Source organism: Methylobacterium sp. GXF4 (assembly GCF_000272495.1).
In the GTDB taxonomy this organism is placed as follows: Bacteria; Pseudomonadota; Alphaproteobacteria; order Rhizobiales; family Beijerinckiaceae; genus Methylobacterium; species Methylobacterium brachiatum.
The window spans coordinates 44,289-66,040 of record NZ_AKFK01000064.1; the positions used below are offsets into that span (position 1 = coordinate 44,289).

General features: G+C 72.1%; 23 protein-coding genes. 11 read left to right on the forward strand and 12 right to left on the reverse strand.

The annotated features are described in order from the left end of the window. Positions 1 to 15: 15 nt before the first annotated feature. Positions 16 to 426, reverse strand: coding sequence for a DUF1236 domain-containing protein (locus WYO_RS16485; RefSeq protein ID WP_039903157.1), 411 nt, complete (start codon positions 424 to 426; stop codon positions 16 to 18). An 855-nt stretch (positions 427 to 1,281) separates the two neighbouring features. Here WYO_RS16485 and WYO_RS16490 point away from each other — a divergent pair. Continuing rightward, positions 1,282 to 1,515: a hypothetical protein gene (locus WYO_RS16490; protein ID WP_007564517.1), complete on the forward strand. Its 234-nt coding sequence runs from the start codon at positions 1,282 to 1,284 to the stop codon at positions 1,513 to 1,515. A gap of 66 nt (positions 1,516 to 1,581) precedes the next feature. On the opposite strand, the gene WYO_RS16495 is transcribed toward WYO_RS16490, so the two are convergent. The 6 genes from WYO_RS16495 to WYO_RS16520 form a co-directional block, all read right to left on the reverse strand. Continuing rightward, positions 1,582 to 1,767: a hypothetical protein gene (locus WYO_RS16495; protein WP_007564519.1), complete on the reverse strand. Its 186-nt coding sequence runs from the start codon at positions 1,765 to 1,767 to the stop codon at positions 1,582 to 1,584. 209 nt (positions 1,768 to 1,976) lie between these two features. Continuing rightward, positions 1,977 to 2,333 (reverse strand): hypothetical protein, encoded by a 357-nt coding sequence (locus tag WYO_RS16500; RefSeq protein ID WP_039903159.1) that lies wholly within the window; start codon positions 2,331 to 2,333, stop codon positions 1,977 to 1,979. Between the two features lie 169 nt (positions 2,334 to 2,502). Next, positions 2,503 to 2,796, reverse strand: coding sequence for a hypothetical protein (locus WYO_RS16505; RefSeq protein WP_007564523.1), 294 nt, complete (start codon positions 2,794 to 2,796; stop codon positions 2,503 to 2,505). 94 nt (positions 2,797 to 2,890) lie between these two features. After that, positions 2,891 to 3,601: a helix-turn-helix transcriptional regulator gene (locus WYO_RS16510; protein ID WP_244424203.1), complete on the reverse strand. Its 711-nt coding sequence runs from the start codon at positions 3,599 to 3,601 to the stop codon at positions 2,891 to 2,893. A gap of 119 nt (positions 3,602 to 3,720) precedes the next feature. Further along, positions 3,721 to 4,299 (reverse strand): class GN sortase, encoded by a 579-nt coding sequence (locus WYO_RS16515; protein WP_007564527.1) that lies wholly within the window; start codon positions 4,297 to 4,299, stop codon positions 3,721 to 3,723. After that, entirely contained in the window at positions 4,296 to 6,458 is a 2,163-nt protein-coding gene (locus WYO_RS16520; protein WP_007564529.1) for a marine proteobacterial sortase target protein, read from the reverse strand. The genes WYO_RS16515 and WYO_RS16520 overlap by 4 nt, the downstream gene beginning before the upstream one ends. A gap of 251 nt (positions 6,459 to 6,709) precedes the next feature. On the opposite strand from WYO_RS16520, the gene WYO_RS16525 reads away from it, so the two are divergent. From WYO_RS16525 to WYO_RS16535, 3 genes are read left to right on the forward strand one after another with little or no spacing between them, the layout of a single operon-like run. Beyond that, positions 6,710 to 7,435: an NUDIX domain-containing protein gene (locus WYO_RS16525; protein ID WP_039903137.1), complete on the forward strand. Its 726-nt coding sequence runs from the start codon at positions 6,710 to 6,712 to the stop codon at positions 7,433 to 7,435. Between the two features lie 17 nt (positions 7,436 to 7,452). After that, complete coding sequence (locus tag WYO_RS16530; RefSeq protein ID WP_007564533.1) at positions 7,453 to 8,439, forward strand: SPFH domain-containing protein; 987 nt, start codon at positions 7,453 to 7,455, stop codon at positions 8,437 to 8,439. Positions 8,440 to 8,450: 11 nt separating this feature from the next. Beyond that, positions 8,451 to 9,344, forward strand: a complete 894-nt coding sequence (locus WYO_RS16535; protein ID WP_007564535.1) for an NAD(+)/NADH kinase — start codon at positions 8,451 to 8,453, stop codon at positions 9,342 to 9,344. An 86-nt stretch (positions 9,345 to 9,430) separates the two neighbouring features. On the opposite strand, the gene WYO_RS16540 is transcribed toward WYO_RS16535, so the two are convergent. Further along, positions 9,431 to 9,808, reverse strand: coding sequence for a hypothetical protein (locus WYO_RS16540; protein ID WP_007564538.1), 378 nt, complete (start codon positions 9,806 to 9,808; stop codon positions 9,431 to 9,433). A 134-nt stretch (positions 9,809 to 9,942) separates the two neighbouring features. Here WYO_RS16540 and WYO_RS16545 point away from each other — a divergent pair, with 134 nt between their 5' ends. Next, the gene (locus tag WYO_RS16545; protein WP_007564540.1) at positions 9,943 to 10,320 is read left to right on the forward strand and encodes a PH domain-containing protein; all 378 of its coding nucleotides are present in this window, start codon (positions 9,943 to 9,945) and stop codon (positions 10,318 to 10,320) included. Positions 10,321 to 10,348: 28 nt separating this feature from the next. On the opposite strand, the gene WYO_RS16550 is transcribed toward WYO_RS16545, so the two are convergent. The 3 genes from WYO_RS16550 to serA form a co-directional block, all read right to left on the reverse strand. Further along, the gene (locus WYO_RS16550) at positions 10,349 to 10,909 is read right to left on the reverse strand and encodes a cytochrome b (RefSeq protein ID WP_007564542.1); all 561 of its coding nucleotides are present in this window, start codon (positions 10,907 to 10,909) and stop codon (positions 10,349 to 10,351) included. Beyond that, positions 10,906 to 11,961 (reverse strand): catalase family peroxidase, encoded by a 1,056-nt coding sequence (locus WYO_RS16555; RefSeq protein WP_007564545.1) that lies wholly within the window; start codon positions 11,959 to 11,961, stop codon positions 10,906 to 10,908. The genes WYO_RS16550 and WYO_RS16555 overlap by 4 nt, the downstream gene beginning before the upstream one ends. A 231-nt stretch (positions 11,962 to 12,192) precedes the next feature. Then, complete coding sequence (serA, locus tag WYO_RS16560) at positions 12,193 to 13,416, reverse strand: phosphoglycerate dehydrogenase (RefSeq protein WP_007564547.1); 1,224 nt, start codon at positions 13,414 to 13,416, stop codon at positions 12,193 to 12,195. Positions 13,417 to 13,929: 513 nt separating this feature from the next. Between serA and WYO_RS16565 the strand changes: the two genes are divergently transcribed. The 6 genes from WYO_RS16565 to WYO_RS16590 all read left to right on the forward strand — a co-directional run bounded on the left by WYO_RS16565 (position 13,930) and on the right by WYO_RS16590 (position 20,715). Continuing rightward, positions 13,930 to 14,973, forward strand: coding sequence for an ABC transporter substrate-binding protein (locus WYO_RS16565; protein WP_007564549.1), 1,044 nt, complete (start codon positions 13,930 to 13,932; stop codon positions 14,971 to 14,973). A 230-nt stretch (positions 14,974 to 15,203) separates the two neighbouring features. Next, the gene (locus WYO_RS16570) at positions 15,204 to 15,476 is read left to right on the forward strand and encodes a protein usg (protein WP_007564551.1); all 273 of its coding nucleotides are present in this window, start codon (positions 15,204 to 15,206) and stop codon (positions 15,474 to 15,476) included. A gap of 243 nt (positions 15,477 to 15,719) precedes the next feature. Further along, entirely contained in the window at positions 15,720 to 16,676 is a 957-nt protein-coding gene (locus WYO_RS16575; RefSeq protein WP_007564553.1) for a GlxA family transcriptional regulator, read from the forward strand. Between the two features lie 126 nt (positions 16,677 to 16,802). Beyond that, positions 16,803 to 17,249, forward strand: a complete 447-nt coding sequence (locus WYO_RS16580; RefSeq protein WP_007564555.1) for a (2Fe-2S)-binding protein — start codon at positions 16,803 to 16,805, stop codon at positions 17,247 to 17,249. A 10-nt stretch (positions 17,250 to 17,259) separates the two neighbouring features. Next, positions 17,260 to 19,533: a xanthine dehydrogenase family protein molybdopterin-binding subunit gene (locus tag WYO_RS16585; RefSeq protein ID WP_007564557.1), complete on the forward strand. Its 2,274-nt coding sequence runs from the start codon at positions 17,260 to 17,262 to the stop codon at positions 19,531 to 19,533. 120 nt (positions 19,534 to 19,653) lie between these two features. Next, positions 19,654 to 20,715 (forward strand): SLAC1 anion channel family protein, encoded by a 1,062-nt coding sequence (locus tag WYO_RS16590; protein WP_007564560.1) that lies wholly within the window; start codon positions 19,654 to 19,656, stop codon positions 20,713 to 20,715. A 30-nt stretch (positions 20,716 to 20,745) separates the two neighbouring features. Here WYO_RS16590 and WYO_RS16595 read toward each other — a convergent pair whose 3' ends face one another. Further along, positions 20,746 to 21,747 carry a 4-hydroxyproline epimerase gene (locus WYO_RS16595; protein ID WP_007564561.1) on the reverse strand — a complete coding sequence of 334 codons (1,002 nt, stop codon included), beginning with the start codon at positions 21,745 to 21,747 and terminating at the stop codon, positions 20,746 to 20,748. Positions 21,748 to 21,752: the final 5 nt, after the last annotated feature.

The following is a 21,752-nucleotide window of genomic DNA, read 5'->3' on the forward strand; positions in this document are numbered from 1 at the left end:
CGGTGCGTCCAGGCCCTACTCGATGACCTCGACGATCCGGCGCGTCCGCGGCTCGACCAGCACGGGATGGTCGTTGAGGATCGTGTAATTGTAGTTCGGAAGCGCGAATTCGGGCGGTACGTCGTAATAGACCACGCCGTCCTCCGGCAGCACGGTTCCGACCCGCACCGGCCCCGCATAGGCGAAGGACGGGCGGCGCTCGCCGAGCACGTAGATGCGGAAGCGGTCGCGCCGGTCGATGCCCAGGATGTTGTTGGCCGTGCCGACCGCGGCACCGATCGCGCCGCCGACGGCAGCGCCCAGGGGACCCGCGATCGCTTCGCCGCGCTCCCGGCCATCCCGCGCGCCGCGCTCCAGGCCTTGGGCATGCGCCTGCGTCGCGACGCCGAGCATCAGCACGATCGGTAGAGAGATCCAGGTTCGCACGGTGTCCTCGTCGGGCGGCGTGAAAGGGATTGCGGCGTGAAAGAGATCGCGGGTCAGCGGCACCACGGGGCGGCCCCGCACCATCGGATCGGAACCTGATCGATCGACCCGGTCGTCGCGGGATCGGAGGCGGCCGGAGACGCGGCGGCCCGGTCCACGGGACGGTTGGCCTCCGCCAGCATCACGGCCGAGAAACAGCAGAGCGCGAGGGCCGCGACCCAGAGCACGCCTCTCGCAGTTTGGATCGTTCGCTTGGACATGAGCCCGAAGGTGGGGGGCTTCGGTTAGCGAACCCTTGCACGCCGAACCGGTGCACGCCCCGAGGCGCCTTCGGCCCGGTCCGATGCCGAGGCTCGGTCGACGCGCCGGCCGGCGCGAGACCCTCAAGGCTCGATGGACCCGGAACGACAACGGCGCAGCAACCGGGGAGGTCACTGCGCCGCTTGATCGGGCCGTCCGAGGGGGCGGAGACGGCCTCAGCCCTGGATACGCCCGGGCCGCTTCCCGCGAGGTGCGCGAGAGCACATCCTGCCGGCGAAAGCTCTGTGGGATCGGTCGTCGCGGCACCCGCCTGGGTTGAGTCTCATGCCCGGCGGCGGCCAGGGACGGAGCGCCCGGCACCATCGTGTTTCCGCGGCAGGGTTAAGACGTTTGCCGGTGCGGGGCCGTATTGAGCAACGGTTTTCCGTATCCGTGCGTTACCAATCGCATCGACGCGAGTCTTGGCAGGATCGATCGCAGGCCAGGACGGCGGCCGGCCGGAGCGAATGGCTCTGGCAACTTCGGGTTGGTCTGCGATCGTGGTCCAGCCCACGGTCCGCGGCGGGTTCCACTGGACGTCAGGAAGGCACCGACATGCCCTATACGGTCGAAATCACCACGCCGCCCGTGAAGAGCGCGGGTGAGGAGGAGCTGCCGGAGATGTACCAATTGCCCGAGCCGTTCGACACGGTCGCCGACGCCAAGGAGGCGGCGGTCGCGCATATCGCCGGCCTCGGCCTGGAGCCCGCTGCAATCATCTACAACGTGTTCGATCGCGAGGGCTTCACGGTCGCCTCGAATATCGAGCAGCCCGCCGAAGCGGGTTGAATCCGCTTGGGTCCGCCGATGCGCCCGGCCTCCGGGTTGCCGGTCAGCCGGGCCGTCGCCGTACCATCACAGCTCGGCATCCGGCGGCGTGTCCGGCGCCAGAGCGAAATCGGACGGCATAGCGGGCTCGTCCGCCAGGCCCGCCGGATGGTCGACCGGGGGGAACAGGTCGGCGAGCCCGGTGGCGACGCCGTGCAGGATCGGATCGTGAGAGGACCCGAAGGTCGGGGCGTGCAGATCGAGTGTGCGCATGGTCGGATGTGGGCCCGAACGTTCTGGGGATTTGGGCGGCCCGCGGACCGACTTTGATCTGGGTTAAACCTCCGTAACGTCGATGGTTCAGACGATATTTATCGTTCTGGTTGTGTTCCGCCGTATTCGCCACAAGAATCGCGGGCGCTCCGGGGTTTTCCAGAGCATCCGCCCCTGAACGATCCACACGCACCGGGTGCGCTGCGCGCTCACCGTCCGAGCCAGATGGCGGTGCTCAGCACGACCCCGATGCCGCCGATGAACCCGCCGAACCCCAGCACGATCCAGGCATCCAACCCGCGCGGCCGCGCCGCATTCCGAACCCTGGCGGAGGCCGCCTGGGTCTTGCGGGCCAGGGCGATCCGCTCGGGCGACGGCGGGTTGCCGGCCGCCTCGTCATCCGTTCCGAGCTGCGACAGGCTCGGATCGTAGGCCGCGACCTTGTCGCCGGTGGCGCCGCTGTCGATGTCGGCCTTGAGCATGGCCGTGGTCGGCCGGTCGGAAGCGGGCGGCTCCGCGACATGCAGGTTGCCGGGCGGCGGCGGGGTCTCGGAGCGAAGCAGCACGGGGGCGCCTTTCAGGGCAGCGGCGTCCGGCATCGTTCGATGCGGCACCGCTCGGGGGGAGGGGGCGACGGCTTCAAACCCGGTGGTCCGGGACGTCTGGCTGGTCCTGGCGGATTAAAAAACCCCGTCCGGCGCTCGCCGTGACGGGGTCGGTTCGAGCGGGGCCGGTTCAGCCGCCGCCGCCATTCCCGCCGCCGCCGCCGCTCCCGGTCGTGCCGACGCGCGCGGGCTGGTTGGCGTTACCTGCCGCAGCCGAGTCGGCCGCGATGCCGTCGGCGGCACGGCCGGTCGGCGAGTAGCTTGCGGCCTCGTCCTCTCCGGTCGAGCCGGGCTGGCGCGTGACGACGCCGGGCGCGCCGGGCGGGACGATCACGGTGGTGCTCGTGGGGGTCTCGATCACCTGCGACAGGGCAGGCGTCGTCAGCACCGCGGCCGATGCCGCGGCGAGGATATACTTGATCATGGGGGTCTTTCGTCTGTGTCCGAAGAGGAAACAGGCGATCGCGCAGCATGTGTCCCGGGGCCGGTGTCACAGGCCCGGGCAACTCTTCGACGGATCAGGAGACGTCCGTGAAGAACGCCGCGTAGCCGTCCTCGCGCACCCGGTCGAGATAGGCCCGGTACCGGGCGTGACCCGGTTCCTGCGGGGCGATGCGACCGTAGGCCAGGTCCGCCGCCCGCTCCGGGATCAGCGCCAGGGGCGCCGCGGCCGGGGTGAGCTGCGTGCCGCGGCCGGCATGCAGCGTGGTCAGGATGCCGTACATCTCGCCCTGGATGTTCGGGCGGCACAGCACGGCCAGGCGATGCTGCCCATGCCAGTTGGTCACCAGGTAGATCATGCCCGACTGGCTCGGGACGGCGACGCTGCCGGACTGGGCGAAGGGCGCGTCCATGCGCTCGGCCTCGCGGAACACCAGGCGCGACAGGCCGGCATCCCAGGCGATCTCGGTGCGGTAGGCGAAGATCGCGCCGACGGTCCCGAAGGAGGGGCGCAGGGTGAGGTAGCATCCCTCGATCCAGGCCACGCCCTCCCGCGAGTAGGAACCGAGCTCGTCCGGGGCGTGCGGCGGCGGCTCGGGCGCGGGCGCCGTCCGGCCCGGGTCCCGGCGGAGCGATTGTCCCAACGCCTCCTCGAGCCGGATCGTGGTCGCCAACGTGAAGGGGCGGCGGCCGGCCAGGGCCTTCTCCAGGGTGGACAGGCTGATCTGCGCCTGCACGGCCAGGGTCTGCCGGGAGATCCGGCGGCGGGCCAGGGCCTCGCGCACCATCTGGGCGATGGCGCTGCTCTGCGCCTCGGTCAGTTCGATCTCGGTCACCGGTGCGGCCCGTGCGGCTTCGTCCCGCACAGATCCGCACGAAACCGCACAGCTGCGCAACTGCCCCGCCGTCAGGGCGTCTCGGCCTCGGCCTCGACGATCAACCGCAGGGGCCCGGGGCGAAGCCCGTCGAGGGGCCAGCAGGTGACGAGGGCGAGGTGTCGCCCGGGGGCCCGCGGGTCGATCCCCGAGGCGTCCCAGCGCGCGACCCGTTTGCCGGTGATGCGGAAGCGCGCGGTCCGGCCGTCGCGCCGGGTCACGGCCACCGGGTCGCCGGGCTCGACCCCGCCCAGCACTGCGAACTGGGTGTCGCGGTGGGCGGCGAACACCGCGGTGCCGGGATCCCCGGCTTCCGGCGTGCCGTCGAGATGGCCGGGGCCGAAGGCCAGGGCCTGGCCGCTCCCGCCGCGCAAGGCCACGAAGCTGCGTCCCGCGATGGCGAGCCGGGCGACCGGCTCGGTATCGGCCCAGGGCCAGGGCCGGACCGGGCGTCCCTCGGCCAGGGTGCGGGCGAAGGACCGCGCGAGCAGGACCTGCGCCAGGGCGGCCTTGGCGGGGATCCAGGCGGCCTGCGCCGCCAGCCCGAGCCCGGCCAGGGTGAGGAGGGCGCAGAGCGCCCGCCCCGTGCCGAGGCTGCGCCGGCGGCTCACAGCGCCCTCCGGGTCAGGCGGCCGCCGAGCCGCTGCAGCCCGAGGCCCAGCAGGGCGAGGAGCAGGCCCAGGGCAAGCTGCGGCAGGAACCCCGCGCCGGTCTGCGGCAGGGCGATGCCGGCTTCGGCGACCGGGCCCGGCGCGGAGGCCTCGGCCCGCCGCTGGCGCGGTTCCGCGGTCCCGCGTTGCGGCCCCTCGCCGAACACCGTCGCGAAATCCCAGCCCGCCGGCAGGTTCAGGGGCAGGTCGGCGGCCACGAGCGGCGTTCCGGCGGGGCGGCGCGGCGTGGCGTCGACGGCGACCAGGCTGGTCAGGCGCGTCATCAGCCCGTGCTCCAGGGCGAGGCCGAGGATCGTGGCGTCGGCCGCCTCGGCGGTCAGGTGCCCGGTGATGCGCGCCGTCTCGGTCTCGCCGATCCGGGAGCGCGCCCAGACCTTCGAGATGCCGGCCCCCGCGACCGCCTCGCCGAGCGACAGCGTGCGGCGCCAGGGCTTGCCGCCCACCCGGCCGGAGACGGTCACGGTGCCCTCCGGATGCGCGAGCCGGGCGGCGAAGACCAGCGGCTCGCCGCGATACAGGTCCGGCAGCCTGCGCGGCGTGACCTCGGCATCCGGGGCCGAGACGGTCGCGGTGAGGTCGGTGACGGCGGGCGATTCGAGCTTCGCGTAGAGGCTGCGGGTGCGCTCGCCGACCTGGCCGAGGTCGCGGATCTCCGTGAAGCTGCCGCGGCCGATCTCGGCGGCGTGGCGCATCAGGTGGCCGTTGGGCGCCGAGCCGATGCCGACCATGAACAGGCGCGAGCGCCCGAGCCCCTCGTGGATCGCCGCGAAGATCCGCTCCTCGTCGCCGACCGCGCCGTCGGTGAGGAATACGACCTGGCGCACCCGCGCGGTCTCCTCGGGATGCGGGTCGGCCAGGGCCGCCTTGAGGGGCGCCAGCATCTCGGTGCCGCCCCGGGCCTCCAGGTCCGCGACGAAGATTTCCGCCTTGCGCAGGGCCTCCGGGGTCGCCGGGACGGCCTCGGGGAACAGCGCGTCCCAGGTGTGGTCGAACCGGATGACGTTGACGCGGTCCCGCGGCGTCAGCCGGGCGAGGCCCGCGAGCAGCCCGGCCTTGGCCTGCCGCATCGAGGCGCCGGCCATCGAACCGGAATTGTCGATCACGAAGGTGACGTCCCGCGCCGGGCGCGGCGCCGCCTCGGCCTCCGGCGGGTTCACGGTGGCGAGCAGGTAGGTCCGGCCGGCGACCTCTTCCCGGAACAGGCCCAGTTCGGGGGCCCGGCTCGGCGCGGGCTCCCAGGTCAGCTCGAAATCGCGGTCGGCCGGGACAACGCCCTCGGCGAGGGTGATGCGGCGGCCCTGCGGCCCGGTCTCGGCGACGTGGATCGCGTGGGTGGCGCTGCGAACCGCGCCGAGCGCGAACCCCGCCTCGAGCCGCACGGTCACGGTGACGGGATTCACCGGCGGGGTCTGGGACGGATCAAGCACCGGCGGGCTGATCCGGGCGCGGTCGGGCACCGGGTCGGCGGCGGGACCGGTGGCGACGCTCGCGAGGGCCTGCGATCCCGGGTTGTACCGGGGCGCGACCACCAGGGGCAGGCGCAGCGCGCGCGTCGCGTCGGCGACCGGGATCGTCTGCTGATAGGTGATCTGGACCAGCACCGTCTCGCCGGGCGCGATGTTGGCGACCGTGTTGGTGAAGACGTTGGGCCGCTCCTGCTCGGTGAGCGCCGCGGATTGCCCGGCGGCCTTGGCGGCCGCGTAGGCGCGCTTGGCGGCGGCGCGCTCGCGGATGTCGGCGACGATCACGCGCTCGCCCACGACGAGCGTCATCGCGTCCACCGCCGCGTCCTCCGGCAGCGGATAGACGTAGGTGCCCTCCATCCAGTCCGGGGTGGTGTTGCGGAAGGCCTGGGTCACGACGGCCCGGGCGGTCGGGCCGCTGACGTCGACGGCGATGTCGGTGGCCAGCCGCAAGGCTTGCACCGGCGCCGCGCCGGCCTGGCCGTGCAGCATCAGGCCGCTGCCCGTCGGCGCCGGGAGGGCGCGGGCCGAGCCCAGCATGATCAGGAGCGCCAGGGCGGCGAGGAAGAGCGGCGACAGCGCGGCGGTGTGGGGCTGCTCGATCAGCGATGAGGAACGGGAGACGGGCATCGGCATCGTGGAACCTCCGGTGCCGGCGGGTCGGGGCCGGCTCGGACATCAGGTTCTCCCGCGCCGGATTCGGCGGCCACGAGAAGCTTCGCCATTTTTCGGCGCGCAACCGCACAGGCCGGTCGTGCCCCGGCGGATCGGTGCGGACCGTGTCCGGACATGTCCGCCCATCGGCGCTGCGTGACGGGGCCGGCACGGCGCTTGACTTATACGCAATCTGCGTCTTAGTTATGCTCAAGTTGAGCATAGTCGACGCCATGACCGAGTCCGAATTCCTCGCCGGATACGACCCCGCCGCTTTCGAGCGGCCGGCGCTCGCCGTCGATCTGGTCCTGCTGGGCCTGCGCGCGGGCCGCCTGACCGCGCTCCTGGCCGAGCGCAGGCAGCATCCCCATGCCGGGCGCTGGGCGCTGCCGGGCGGCTTCGTCGGCATCGCCGAGACCCTGGACGCGGCGGCCGAGCGCGTGTTGCGCGAGAAGGCCGGGATCGCCCGGGCGCGGCTCGAGCAGCTCTACACGTTCGGCGCCCTCGACCGCGATCCGCGCATGCGCATCGTCTCCGTGGCCTATCTGGCGCTGCTGCCGGAGCCGGCCTTCGCCGCGGCGCTCGACAGCGGCAAGGGCCTGGCGGCCGCGACCCTCGCGGTGCCCTGGGCGGGCGAGGCCGGCGGCCCGGTCTCGGCCCTGTCGGACCGGGGGGAGCCGCGCGCGCTCGCCTTCGACCACGCCGACATCCTGGCGCTCGCCGTGCTGCGGCTGCGCGGCAAGCTCGACTATTCGGACGTCGCCTTCGCGCTCCTGCCGGAGCACTTCACCCTCCGGCAGCTCCAGGACGTGCATGCCGCGATCCTGGGCACCCCGCTCAACAAGCCCGCCTTCCGCCGCCGCATGCTCGACCGCGGCTGGCTGGAGCCGACCGGCGCGCGCGAAGCCGGCACGGCGTTCCGCCCGGCCGAGCTCTACCGGTTCCGACCGTCCCGTTGACCCGCCAGGAGGATGTCATGGCAACGATCCGCAATATCGGCCTGATCGCCCAGCTGAGGAGCGAGGCGAGCAGCCACATCATCCGCTACCGCGGCGGCCGCGTCCGGGAGAGCGGGCGCGGGCTGGTCTTCTGGTTCCGGCCGGAGACCGCGAGCATCAGCGAGGTGCCGGTGGACGACCGCGAGACGACGCTGTTCGTGCGCGGCCGCAGCCGGGACTTCCAGACCGTGGCGGTCCAGGGGACGATTGGCTGGCACGTGGTCGATCCCGAACTGCTCGCGACCCGCGTCGACTTCTCGATCAACCTCGCCACCGGGCGCCTGCAGGGCGAGCCGATCGAGCGGATCGAGGCGCGCCTCAACGGCATCGCCGGCCAGGCGGTGCTGCAGCACCTCGGCGCGAAGCCGATCGGCGCCCTGCTCGATGCCGGCCCCGAGCCGCTGCGCCTCACCTTGGAGGCGGTCCTGGCCGAGGCCCCGGCCCTCGCCGAGATCGGGGTCGCGGTGGTCTCCGTGCGGCTCACGAACCTCGCGCCGACGAGCGAGCTGGAACGTGCCCTGCAGACCCCGACCTTCGAGGCCCTGCAGCAGAAGGCCGACGAGGCGACCTTCGCGCGCCGCGCCCTCGCGGTCGAGAAGGAGCGGGCCATCGCGGAGAACGAGCTCGCCACCAAAACCGAGCTCGCCCGGCGCGAGACGCTGCTGATCGCCCAGGAGGCGCAGAACGCCCGCGACCGCGCCGCCGGCCTCGCCGAGGCCCAGGGGCTGGAGGCGGCCGCCGAGGCCGAGCGGATCCGGCTGGTCGAAGGCGCCACGATCGAGGCCGAGCAGCGCCGGGCGGCGATCTACCGGGACATGCCGCCGACCGTGCTGCTCGGGCTGGCCGCCCGGGAGCTGGCCGGCAAGCTCGACACGATCGAGCACCTCAACGTCACGCCCGATCTCCTGGCATCGGCCCTGGGCGAGTTCCGCCGGGCCATGCCCCTGTCGGTCGCGCCGCGCTGAGGAGACGCGCCATGCCCTCCGTCACGCCCCGGGTGGTCTTCGTGACCCGGGACACCGATTACGAGCTGCTGCTCGCCCGGCACGCGACGCGGGGCCAGGTGCGGTTCTTCCTGGAGAGCCGCGGGCAGTCGATCGCGGCGATCGAGGACCGCCACGCGCGCTTCCACGCGGTCCTCGCCCAGGCCCGCGCCACGGTGCCGACCGAGTGGCGGCAGGCGCTGGTGCGGCGCCCCGATCTCGACCGCTTCCTGTTCGCCCCCGAGGACGTCGTGGTCGCGGTCGGCCAGGATGGCTTGGTGGCCAACGTCGCGAAATATCTCGACGGGCAGCCGGTGGTGGGCGTCAATCCGGCGCCCGACCTCTACGACGGCGTGCTGGCCCGCGCCGCCGTGGAGCGCCTGGGCGCCCTGCTGCCGGCGAGCGTCGCCGGCGCGGCACCGATCGAGCACCGCACCATGGTGCAGGCCGTGCTCGACGGCGGCGAGCGGTTGCTCGCCCTGAACGAGATCTTCGTCGGCCATCGCAGCCACCAATCCGCCCGCTACCGGATCGAGGATCACGGCCGGGCCGAGGACCAGTCGTCGAGCGGGCTGATCGTGGCGTCGGGCACCGGCCTGACCGGCTGGGCCCGGTCGATCGCCGAGGCGACCCACATCGCCCTCGATGTCCGCGTGGAGGAGGCTGCGGTCGGCTACTGGGTGCGCGAGCCGTTCGCCAGCGTCGCCACCGCGACGGGCCTGCGCGCGGGCAAGCTCGCCGCCGAGTCCCTCACCGTGACCTCGCGGATGAACGAGGGCGGCGTCGTGTTCGCCGACGGGATCGAGCAGGACTTCCTCGCCTTCGACTGGGGGCGGCGCGTCGCCATCGCCCCCGCAGCCCGGACCCTCAACCTCGTCGTCGCCTGAGGCCGCGCGCCCGAATGCGGAGGGGCCCGCATCGAGCAGCCGGTGATCGCGCGGGGCAATCCGTCAGGGCACAAGCCGCCGGCCCGTCACGCCGCGACGGGCCTGACCACCACGGCCTCGGATTCGACGAGGGTCGCCATCACGCCGGACTGGACCCGGGCGAAGACCGCATCGCGATCGCCGGTGCCCTGCATCAGCACGGCGCAGGAGAGGGCGATGACGTGCGGGGCGCGGTCGGCCCCCGCGGCCAGGAACTCACGGATCGCCGCGGCCAGGGACGCGTCCGGGTCCTCCTCCGGCAGGGTGCTCAGGACATGCGCGCAGTCCCGCCGCAGCGCGGCCAGCTCCGTGTCGATGACCGACACCCATTGCTGGGCCTGGTCATAGATGAGCCAGCGCACCGAGCCCGGGGCCGCCGGGGCCAGGCCCGCGAGATAGCGTCGAGCGGCTGCGTCATCGAACATGCCGGGGGCTTTAGCGCCGGCCCTGCGAAACGCCAACGCGTCGACGGGCCGGTCCGGACCGCCGCCCTGTTGCCGGCGCGGATCCCGGACGGCATGGTGGCGGCCCCGGAACAGGCGAAGCGAGCGTGCGAGCCATGGGTTTGCTGGACGGATTGCTCGGCCACGGCAGCGAGGTCGATGCCGCATCCCTGGAGCGGCGGCTCGCGGGCATCCTGATCGACGGCGAGACCGCGCGCCTGGCGTTCAAGATCATCCGGGACGTGTTCGTGTTCACGGAACGCCGGATCATCCTGATCGATGTGCAGGGCATCACCGGCAGCAAGGTCGAGTTCACCTCGATCCCCTACCGGGCGGTGGTCCGCTTCTCGGTGGAGACGGCCGGCACCTTCGACCTCGACGCCGAGCTCAAGATCTGGGTCTCGGGCACGCCCCAGCCGATCGAGCGCACCCTGAAGAAGGGCGCCGATGTGCGCGGCATCCAGCGCGCCCTGGCGGAGGGCGTGCTGCGCTAGCGCCGCGTCCCGACCGCCGGGCGCCGGCTCACCGGGCAGACGCCCCGGTCCGCGATCCGACCGGGGCCATCGCCGCGAACACGCCGTCCCGGCGCACCAGCGCGTGGAACAGCGCCGCCGCGACATGGGTCAGCACGAGGGCGAAGAACGCGAAGGCCAGGTAGGAATGCGCGTTCCAGAGCACCGTATGGAGCGTGGGGTTCTGCGGCACGATCGCGGGCAGACGGAGGCCGCCGTAGAGCACGACCGGGTAGGCGCCGGCCGACAGCATCGCCCATCCGAGCAGCGGCATCGCGACCATGAGCCCGTAGAGCCCGTAATGGGACAGGTGCGCGGCGAGCCGCATCGGGGCCGGCAGGTCCGCCGGCAGGGGCGGGGTCCCGCTTCGCGCCCGCACCGCCAGGCGGATGAGGGCGAGGACGAAGATCGCCACGCCCAGCGTCTTATGGGTCGCCAGCAGCGGCACGTATTTCGGCATGATCGTCGAGACCATGCCCACCCCGATGAAGAACATCGCGATGATGCACACGGCCATCGACCAGTGCAGGAGCCGCTGGAGCCCGGTAAAGCGCTTCGCGTCGGGTGTCATCGCTGCGCCTCCGAGCTGCGCTTGGGATAGTCCTTCGCCTCCGCGGTGCGCAGATCGTAGGATTTCGCGTAGGCCGCCGAGCGCGCCGCCGGGAACGGGTCGTCGGAGACCCGGATGCCGTCCGGCAGGATCGTCGGATCGAAGTTGATGTCCCGGCACGGGCCGTCCGCCTCGGGCTCGATGCGCTCGACCACCAGGGTGCCGGCCTCGATGGTGCGCCGTCCCTCCGGCCAAGCCCGGCTCGGATCCGCGGTCGGGTCGCCGGGCTCGGCGACGGTGAGGATCAGGCTCCAGCGCTGCGGCGCGGCCGCGACCCGCTCGGTGATCTCCTGCTCCAGATAGGCCGCGCCGCGCTTGGCGAGGTCCTCGGGCGTGATCCGCTCCGCCGGCGCCTGGGGACGGAACGACCAGCGCACCGCCTGTTCGGCGCCGGACGCGTTGGTGAACAGGAAGGCGTTGAGGCTGTTATAGGGCTCCTGCGCGTAGCTCGCGGTCCAGTCGGGGCTCTTGGCCCAGGCGCCGAACGGGGCGAATTCCGGATGCGCGGCGACGAAGCCCGCCATCGCGTTCGGCTCCTTGCTCGCGGGCACCCGCAGCAGGGCGTAGAAGGCCTCCGGGTTGGAGACCGGGAAGACCGGGGCGTTGATCATGGCGGTGCGCCACACCGCGCCGTCCTCCGCGGTGATCTGAAGCCCCAAGCCCCGCACCCGCACGGTGGCATCCGCCGCGCCGGGATTGGGGGTGCCGAGGTTGAACCGCCCCAGCGCCGGATGGCGCCCGGTCTCGAAGGCCCGGGCCCGCGAGAGCGCCGTGCCGTTGCCATTGGCCTCGAACACGCCGGTGAAGCAGATGCCCTTGGCGTGGTTGCGCCGATAGCCGGGAACCGGCCCCGTCGGCGGCGCGAGGGCGTCGACGAGCTTCGTCGGCGTCAGGCGGTCGGGCGAGAGCCAGCCCGCGGTGTAGGCGAACGCGCCGGTCGCGCCGGCGCAGATTGCCGCGATCACGGCGAGGGAGGTCAGGGTCGAGCGTGGCCCCGACGAAGGCAGCGGCATGTGACGGTCTCCCTTGGACGTCGTGCGGCGCCGGCCGCGGACGGCTCCGGCGCGGCGACGAACGATCCCGGTCCCGGACGGCGGCGGAGCCCGGCTCCGCCCGCATTCGAGGCCTCGTAAGCTGCCAGAAATTTTGAATTCAGGAAAGCCAAGCTTCCTTGCGCCGCCGGATACGGGCTGCGCTCGCCGACGGGCGGGTTTCGGCCCGGGACTACTGTTCCACGCCCGGGCTCACGCCGCCCGCGGCGCGAGGTGCCGGGTGCGCACCGTGCCGTCGATGCCTCGAAGCGCCTGGAGGACCGCATCCGCCTCCGGCAGCTGCACCGAGGCGTCCACCACGACGTAGCCGAATTCGCCGTCGGTCTGCAGGTACTGCGCATCGATGTTGAGCGCGCGGCTCGAGAAGATCGCGTTGATCTTGCCGAGCACGCCCGGCACGTTCCGGTGCACGTGGAGGAAGCGCGCCCCGGACAGGCGCGGCGGCAGCTGCACCTGGGGGAAGTTGACGGCGCCGAGGGTGGAGCCGGTCTGCGCGTAATCGACCAGCTTGCGGGCGACCTCCGCGCCGATCCGGTCCTGCGCCTCCTCGGTGGACCCGCCGATATGCGGGGTCAGGATGACGTTCGGGAGGCCCTGGAGCGGCGAGACGAATCGCTCCGCGTTGGATGTCGGCTCGACCGGGAAGACATCGATCGCCGCGCCGCCGAGACGCCCGTCCCGCAACGCCTGCGCCAGGGCGTCCAGATCCACCACCGTCCCGCGGCTGTTGTTGATCAGGTAGGCACCGGGCTTCATCGACCGGATGCGGTCCGCATCCATCAGCCCGTGGGTCCCGGGCGTCTCGGGGACGTGCAGGCTGACGACGTCGCTGGCGGCGAGCAGGGCCTCCAGGCTCTCCACGGGCTCGGTGTTCCCGTGCCGCAGCTTGTCGGTCAGGTCGTGGAAGATGACCCGCATGCCCATCGCCTCGGCGAGATTGGACAGCTGCGAGCCGATATTGCCGTAGCCGACGATCCCGAGGGTCTTGCCGCGGACCTCGAAGGATCCCGAGGCCGACTTGTCCCAGCCGCCCGCATGGGCGGAGGCCGAGCGCGGCAGGATGCGCCGGAGCAGCATGACGATCTCGCCGATCGTGAGCTCGGCGACGCTGCGCGTGTTCGAGAACGGCGCGTTGAAGACCGGCAGCCCGCGGGCCCGGGCGCTCTCGAGGTCGACCTGATTGGTGCCGACGCTGAAGCAGCCGATGGCGGTCAGCTGGGGCAGCGCGTCGAGCAGCGCCGCGGTGATCTTGGTCCGGGACCGGATTCCGAGCACGTTGGTATCGGCGATGCGCGACGCGTCCGGCAGGCCGATGGCATGCGAGAGCACCTGGACATCGTCGAGCCCCGCCTGCGCGAAGACCTGACGGGCCGTGGACGCGATGTTCTCGGTCAGGACGATACGATCCGTGGGCAAAACCGGTCCCTCTGTGGATGGAAGGGCACAGGTTATCACGTTCCTCGCGAACGGGTTCATACCCCGTCGCCTACGACGGATGCCGACACGCAGGTCCGCTTTCGTGATGCCCGCGGCGTCACGACATTGGCTGAACCGGGATTTTTCTGTTGTAAGACTTGAGGGATTGAGCTTTTTAACCCGGAAAAATTCATAAAAACAACATTATGATTTTAATTCTGCATCGATCAATTAATGTTGCCGACTTTATGAAGCAAAAGGCCGAGCATTTAAGCGCGCGCGTTCGACATGCACAGTCGATCCCGTTGACCTGATCGGCTGTCGGATCACACTGTATCCGCCGCTGCTTCGAGCCGTCCGCTGCCGCACGGCTCCATCCCGCAGGGGGATCGACCGCGTGTATGGGAAAGCTGACATCGGCCGGTGGCGCATCGGCAGTCCGGTTCCCTCCCGCGCCGTCCGCGAGCAGGGGCCGGACGGACGGGCGCGCCCGGACCGCCAAGGCAGCGACCGATGACGCGCGGTCGCGCAAACCCGTCCCGCCGCGGCGTGCTGGCGCTCGGCGCGGGCGCGCTCGGGACCGTTGCTCGGCCGGGCCGCGGCGGCGCCCAGCCGGGTGCAAAGCCCGCCCTGGTCCGAATCGGCCATCCGACGGCCCCCCGGGCCTGGGTGATCGGCAGGCATGACGGCGCGTTCGAGGCCGCGCTGGGCACGCGGGTGGAGTGGTTTCCGTTTCCGTCGGGCGGGCTGGCGCTGCAGATGCTCGCGGCCGGCCGGCTCGACCTCGCAATCTTCGGCAGTGCGCCGATCGTGGCCGGCCTCGGCCGCGGGCTGCCGATCCAGATCCTCGGCTCGCCCGAGGTGGTGGCGACCAGCGAACGCCTCGTGGTCAGGCCCGCGATCACGGAGATCAAGCAGCTGGAGGGCAAACGCATCGCCGTGGCGCCGTCCTCCACCATGGCCTGCGCCCTGGATGCGGTGATCCGGATCAACCGGCTCGACCCCGCGGCGATCAAGCGCCTGCCGCTCGGCCAGCCCGAGACGATCGCCGCCTGGACGCGCGGGGACATCGACGGCACCTACATCAACGGGCCGTTCTGGGGCGACCTGCTCGGTTCGGGCGGACGACAGCTCCTCGTCTCCGGCGATCTCCGGCCGCACGGCTTCCTGTTCTGGAACTCCGCGGTGGTGCGGACGGACTTCGCGCAGCGCTGGCCCGAGACCGTGATCGCCTGGCTGCGGACCGTGCAGGCCCAGCTCGATCGCTACCGGGCGGATCCCGAGGGCACGGCCCGAACCCTGGCCGAGGATTTCGGCGCGCCGTTCGAGCCCCTGCGGGACACCCTGGCCGGCCTGTCCTATCCGACGGCCCAGGAGCAGCTCGGCCCGAAATACTGGGGGCGCACGGCCAAGGCGAACACCGCGCCGTTCCTCAAGGCGCTGTCGGACACCGCCGATTTCCTGATCGAGACCGGCGAGATCAAGCGCGGCGGCATCCCGGCCGCCCTGGGGCCCTTCGTGAACTACGATCTGCTCAACCGCGCCTTTCCCGCGTGAGCCGGCGCTCGCTCCGCCGCGCCGGCACGGATCCGCTCGCGCGGCCCGTTTCGTGCACGGGCCAGCGTGGCGTCAGGCCCGCTGTCGAGCCGAGCGGGCCTGCGCCTCGTGGCGGCCTGGAACGGTGTGAGCATCCGTTGGAACGCGGAATCGACGAGCCGCTTCCTTGAGGCGGCAAACGGCCCGGGTTAGCGTACGGCTTCGGTCAACCGGCTTACGTGAGTTGGGTGATGGCGACCTTGAAAAAGCTTCCCACCTGGATCGAAGGCTACAGCCTGACGACGGCGGAAATCCTTTATCATCTCCCCGATTACCCGAACCTGCTCCAGACCTTCATCTGGCAGCAGCTGGATCTGTTTCCCGATCTTCCGGAACTGAAGAAGTTCCTGGCGTTCTGGCAGGCGCAGCTCGACGGTCCCGTGCATTCCGTGACGGTCATGCATTGTCAGCTCGTGAAGCCGGCTGAATTGCGCGCGGTCTCCGGGGACTTCCTGCTGCACTGAGCTGAATCCCGGCGCGCCGGTCGCGGAGATTCGGCGCGCCGCAGGTTCACGGGCCCGGGCCGCCGGAGGCTCGTCTGCACGCGGGTTCGGTCCCGAGTACCGAGCCAGGTTCGCGCCGCGATCGACCGGTATCCGTTGCACAACCCGCACGGCGCGCGACGGGATGTTCTTCCGCGCGTCGCGCCCTCTCGGAAGGAATGCTAATACAGCCGCTCTTATCGGGGTGGAGCGGAGTGGTTCTTCATGGCAGCGGCCCGTCGCGTCGGCCTCGTCCTCTGCCCCGATTTCGACTTCATGGGTCTGGCCGTGACCTCGCCGTTCGAGATGGCGAATTGGTACGCCGGCGAGCGGCTCTATGACGTCCGCCTCCTGTCGGAGCAGGGCGGCCGGCTGCGGGCCGGCCTCGGCGCCGACGTCGCCACCGAGCCCCTGGCCGAGCCGGACGCCTTCGACACGGTCCTGGTCGCGGCCGGCGTCGGCATCCCGACGACGGCGCCGGGGCTCGCCGCCTATATCCGCGCCGCCGCGCAATCGACCCGCCGGCTCGCCGGCCTGTGCCTGGGGGCCTTCATCCTGGCCGATGCCGGCCTGCTCGACGGGCGGCGCGCCACGACCCACTGGTACTTCGCGCCCCAGTTCCGCGCGCGCTATCCCGCCTGCAAGCTCGACGTCGACAAGATCTACATCGCCGACGACAACATCTGGACCTCCGCGGGCATGTCGGCGGCGCTCGATCTCGCAATCGGGATGGTCGAGCGCGACCACGGCCGGGACCTCGCCACCTCCGTGGCCCGCGGGCTGGTGATGGAGCGGCGCCGGTCCGGCGGCCAGGCGCAACGCTCGGCCCTGCTCGAGGTCGACCCGCCCACCGATCGGATCCAGACCGTCCTGGCCTATGCGCGCCGCAACCTGCGCAAGCCCCTGACTGCCGAGGACCTGGCGGCGGTGGCCTGCCTGAGCCCGCGCCAGCTGACGCGGCTGTTCCGGGCCGAGACCGGGACCTCGCCGGCCAAGGCCGTCGAGACGATCCGGGTCGAGGCGGCCAAGCTGATGCTGGAGGAGAGCCGGCTGCCCCTGGAGGAGATCGCCCAGGCGGTCGGCTTCGCCAACCGCGAGCGGATGCGCCGGTCCTTCCTCCGGGTCTACGGCGAGGTCCCCCGGGCGATCCGGCAAGCCGCCGGGCCGCTCGCCGTCATGTGAGGCGGACCCGGCACGCGGGCGGTGCGCGGGCCGTGTCCGAAAACGTGGCCTTTATGGCGTAGGCGGCGGGCACGGCCCTGCTTAAGCAGGGCGCAGGCCCTTGCTGATATTCGGACGGACGCAATCATGGTGAGCCTGACAATCAATGGTCGCCAGCATGCAATCGATGCCGAGCCCGATACGCCATTACTGTTCGTCCTGCGCGATACGCTCGGCCTGACCGGCACCAAGTACGGGTGCGGCATCGGCCAATGCGGCGCCTGCACGGTGCTGCTCGACGGCCAGGCGACGCGCTCCTGCCAGATCCCGATCGAGAGCGTCGGCACGCAATCCGTCGCGACGATCGAGGCGGTCGAGCAGGACGCGGTCGGCCGGAAGGTCGTGGCCGCCTGGGTGGCGCTGCAGGTGCCCCAATGCGGCTATTGCCAGTCGGGCCAGGTCATGGCCGCGACCGCCCTGCTGCAGCAGACGCCGCACCCCACCGAGGCCGACATCGCCGACGCGATGACCAACCTGTGCCGCTGCGGGACCTACAACGCCATCGCCGCCGCCGTGCGGCAGGCCGCGGCCTGAGGAGACCGGCATGGACCAGTTTCTGACAGAGGCCCGCGCGGACGCCGTGACCGTGGTCGAACCGCCCGCGCGGGACGGGGCCCCGGGGGCGTCGCGGCGCGGCTTCCTGGCGGCCGCCGGCAGCGCCCTGGTGCTCAGCGTGGCCCTGCCGGGCCGCAGCGCCCGCGCCCAGGCGCAGGGGCCCGCGGAGGGGGCGGGCGCGATCGCGCCCAAGCCCGGCACCCGGGTCGCCGCCTTCCTGGAGATCCACCCGGACGGCACGGTCAAGCTGCTCAGCCCCTTCGTCGAGGGTGGCCAGGGCATCGCCACCGGCATGGCGCAGATCGTCGGCGAGGAGCTCGACGTGCCGCCCGCGCGCTTCGTCGTGGACTGCGCGCCGCCCGGCCCCGACTACGCCGTGGTGAACGGCCTGCGCATGACCGGCGGCAGCTTCTCGACCCGGTCGAGCTACGCGGTCATGCGCCGGCTCGGGGCCACCGCCCGCGACATGCTGATCCGCGCCGCCGCCGCCCGGCTCAAGGTCCGGGAATCCGAGCTGACCACCCGCGACGGAACCGTGATCCACGCGGCGACCAACCGGTCGCTGCCCTACGGCGATCTCGCGGCCGACGCCCTGCTGCTGAAGCCGAACGAGGCCGTGGAGCTGCGCGATCCGTCGACCTTCCGGTACATCCGCCAGCCGGTCCCGCGGCTCGACGTGCACGACAAGGCGACGGGGCGGGCGGTCTACGCGATCGACCAGAAGCTCGACGGCATGCTCTACGCCGCCGTGCAGCACGCGCCGCATCTCGGCACCGAGCCGGAGGCGCTCACCAACGAGGCCGAGATCCGGGCGATGCCGGGCGTCCATTCGGTGCACCGCCTGCCGGGCGCCGTCGCGGTCGCGGCCGACAGCTGGTGGCGGGCCCGCAAGGCGGTCGAGGCGCTCGGCGTGCGCTGGTCGGCGCCCAAGCCCAGCGGCCTCGACACGGTGGCGGCCGATTTCTCGTCCGACGGGATGGTGGCGGCGCTCAAGGCCTCCACCGATCCGGGCCTCCCGGCCGAGGCGGTGGGCGACACGGCCGGCGCCTTCGCCAAGGCCGCCAAGGTGATCGAGGCGGACTACGAGGCGCCCTATCTCGCCCATGCCCAGCTCGAGCCGCCCTCGGCGCTGGCGCGCTTTTCCGAGGACGGCACGCTCGACCTCTGGCTGCCCAACCAGATGCCGGAGCTGTTCCAGGCGATCGCGGCGCAGGTGGCCGGCCTTCAGCCCGCCCAGGTGCGGATCCACTCGCCGATGCTGGGCGGCTTCTTCGGCCGCCACTTCGCCTACGGGCCCGGCAACCCGTTCCCGCAGGCGATCCGGCTCGCGCAGGCGACCCGGCGCCCGGTGAAGGTGCTGTGGTCGCGCGAGGAGGAGTTCCGCTCGGACGCCCTGCGCCCGCTCAGCTACAGCCGCTTCCGCGCCGCCCTGGACGCCCAGGGGCGGCCCAGCGCCATCGAGGTCCGCACCGTCGGCGAGGGGCCGATCGGGCGCTATTTCGGCGCGCTCTTCAAGAACCCGGTCGATTCCTCGGCCGTGGAGGGGATCGTCGAGAAGCCCTACGCCATCCCGAACCGGCGGATGACCTTCACCAAGCTCGCCCACCCGGTCACGATCGCGTTCTGGCGCTCCGTCGGCCATTCGATGAACGACGCGTTCTACGAGAGCTTCCTCGACGAGATCGCGCAGGCGGGCGGCCAGGACCCGTTCGCGCTGCGCCAGGCGCTCCTCAAGGACAGCCCGCGCCACCTGGCGCTGCTGGCGGCGGTGGCCGAGATGTCCGGCGGCTGGCGGCGCGGCCCCTATGCGGCCGAGGGCGGCATGCGCGCCCGCGGCCTCGCCATGGCCTCGCCCTTCGGGTCGGAGACGGCCACGATCGCCGAGGTCTCGGTCGAGGGCGGCGAGGCCCGGGTCCACACCCTGTGGATCGCGTTCGATCCCGGCAGCGTGGTCAACCCGGCGATCGTGCGGGCGCAGGTCGAGTCGGCCGCCGCCCTGGGCCTCTCCTCGGTGCTGTTCGAGCAGATCGTCTACCGCGACGGCGTGCGCCAGGCGCAGAACTTCGACACCTACCCGATCCTGCGCCGGGAGCACATGCCGGCGGTCCATGTGCGCATCGTCGAGAGCGGGGCCCCGATGGGCGGCGTCGGCGAGCCGGGCCTGCCCGGCGTGCCGCCCGCCGTGCTGAACGCCATCGCGGCCCTGACCGGCCAGCGGATCCGCGCCCTGCCGATCGCCAACACCAAGCTCTCCGCGGCCTGACGGCGGCGGTTTGCAGGACCGTCCGAGCTCTCGGGCGGGGAGGGGGGCACGCGCCGTCTTGCGCGCCCCCGTGACGGCCGGCACCTGACGGGGCGGCCGGCCTGGAAAGGGAGTCAGCCGATGCTGGATGTGGTCGACCGGGCCGAGCGGATCGCGGAACCCTCCGAGGCCGCCCTGACCGCGCACAAGGCCCCCGAGGCCCCGCCGGCCACCCCGGCGGGCTGGCGGCAGCTCGAAGTGCTGCCGGTCGGCCTGTTCGCCGCCGTGATGGGCCTGACCGGCCTCAGCGTCGCCTGGAGCCTGGCCCAGGCCCGCTACGCCGCGCCGGCCTGGATCGCCGATGTCCTGGGATGGGCGGCGCTGGCCGCCTTCGTGGCGATCGCGGCGGGCTATGCCGTGAAGGCTGCTATCGCCCCGCAGGCGGTGCGCGCCGAGTTCGTCCATCCGATCGCCGGCAACCTGTTCGGGACGCCGCTGATCAGCCTGCTGCTCCTGCCCATCCCGCTGGCGCGGGCCAACCTCCTCGCCGCGCAAATCCTGTGGGTCCTGGGCGCCGTCGGCATGACCGTGTTCGCCTGGCTGATCGTGACCCGCTGGCTGAGCGAGCGCCAGCAGGCGGCGCACGCGACGCCGGCCTGGATCGTCCCGGTGGTCGGCCTGCTCGACGTGCCGCTTGCCCTGCCGGGGCTGGGCCTGCCGCCGATGCACGCGGTGATGATGTTCGGGCTCGCGGTCGGCCTGTTCTTCGCGGTGCCGTTGTTCACGCTGATCCTGTCGCGGCTGCTGTTCGAGGCGCCGCTTCCGGTGGCGCTCCAGCCGGCTCTGCTGATCCTGATCGCCCCCTTCGCGGTCGGGTTCTCGACCTACGTGGCGACCACCGGGACGATCGACCTGTTCGCGGAGGCGCTCTACACCGTCGCGCTGTTCCTGCTGGCGGTGCTGCTGCCCAAGCTCGCCCGGCTCGTCCAGGCCTGCCCGTTCCGGGTCGCCTGGTGGGCGGTGAGCTTCCCGCTCGCCGCCGCGGCGGTCGCGTCCCTGCGCATCGCGGCGGCGCGGCCGGGCGCGCTCGCCGACGGCGTCGCCCTGGCGCTTCTGGGGCTGGCGACGCTGGTGATCCTGTGGCTGCTCGGCCGGACCCTGACCGGCCTCGCCCGCGGCGAGCTGCGCACCCTGACCCAGTGAGGCCGGACGCGCATCCGGGCGACGGACGCGCTACGCCACCACGAACCCGTGGGCGAACGGATCGCGGTCGTCGATGAAGATCGTGTTGATCCCGGTCTGGCGCGCCCAGCCGGCCACCGAGGGCACGATCGCGGGCTTGCCGGCCACCGTGGTCGCGGCCTCGACCCGGCCGTGGAACAGCGAGCCGATGATCGACTCGTGCACGAAGGCGTCGCCCACCGCGAGCCGGCCCTTGGCGGCGAGCTGCGCCATCCGGGCCGAGGTGCCGGTGCCGCAGGGCGAGCGGTCGATCGCCTTGTCGCCGTAGAACACGGCGTTGCGGGCCTGGGCCTCGGGATGGCGCGGTGCGCCGGTCCACAGGATGTGGGACAGGCCCCGGATCTCCGGATGCTCCGGGTGGACGAAGTCGTATTGGGCGTTGAGCGCCGCCCGCAGGCGCGGCGACAGGGCGATGAGCGCGCCGGCGGAATGGTCCGCAATGTCCCGGAAGTTTTTTTGCGGCTCGACGATCGCGTAGAAGTTGCCGCCGTAGGCGACATCCACCACGATCTCGCCGAACCCCTCGACCTGGGCGGTCAGCCCTTCGGCGTGCAGGAAGGCCGGCACGTTGCGCAGCCGCACCTCCTCCACGAAGCGGCCCTCCTGCCGATAGGTCACCTCCACCCGGCCGGCGGGGGCGTCGATGGCGAGCTTGCCCGGCTCCCGCGGGGTGACCAGGCCGTTCTCGATCGCCATGGTGACCGTGCCGATCGTGCCGTGGCCGCACATCGGCAGGCAGCCGCTGGTCTCGATGAACAGCACCGCCACGTCGCAATCGGGCCGGGTCGGCGGATACAGGATCGCGCCCGACATCATGTCGTGGCCCCGGGGCTCGAACATCAGCCCGGTGCGGATCCAGTCGAAGGCGCGCAGGAAATGGGCGCGCTTCTCCAGCATGGTCTGGCCCTCGAGGATCGGGCCGCCGCCCGAGACCAGGCGGACCGGGTTGCCGCAGGTATGGCCGTCGAGGCACGAGAAGGTGTGGTTCGTCATCGTGA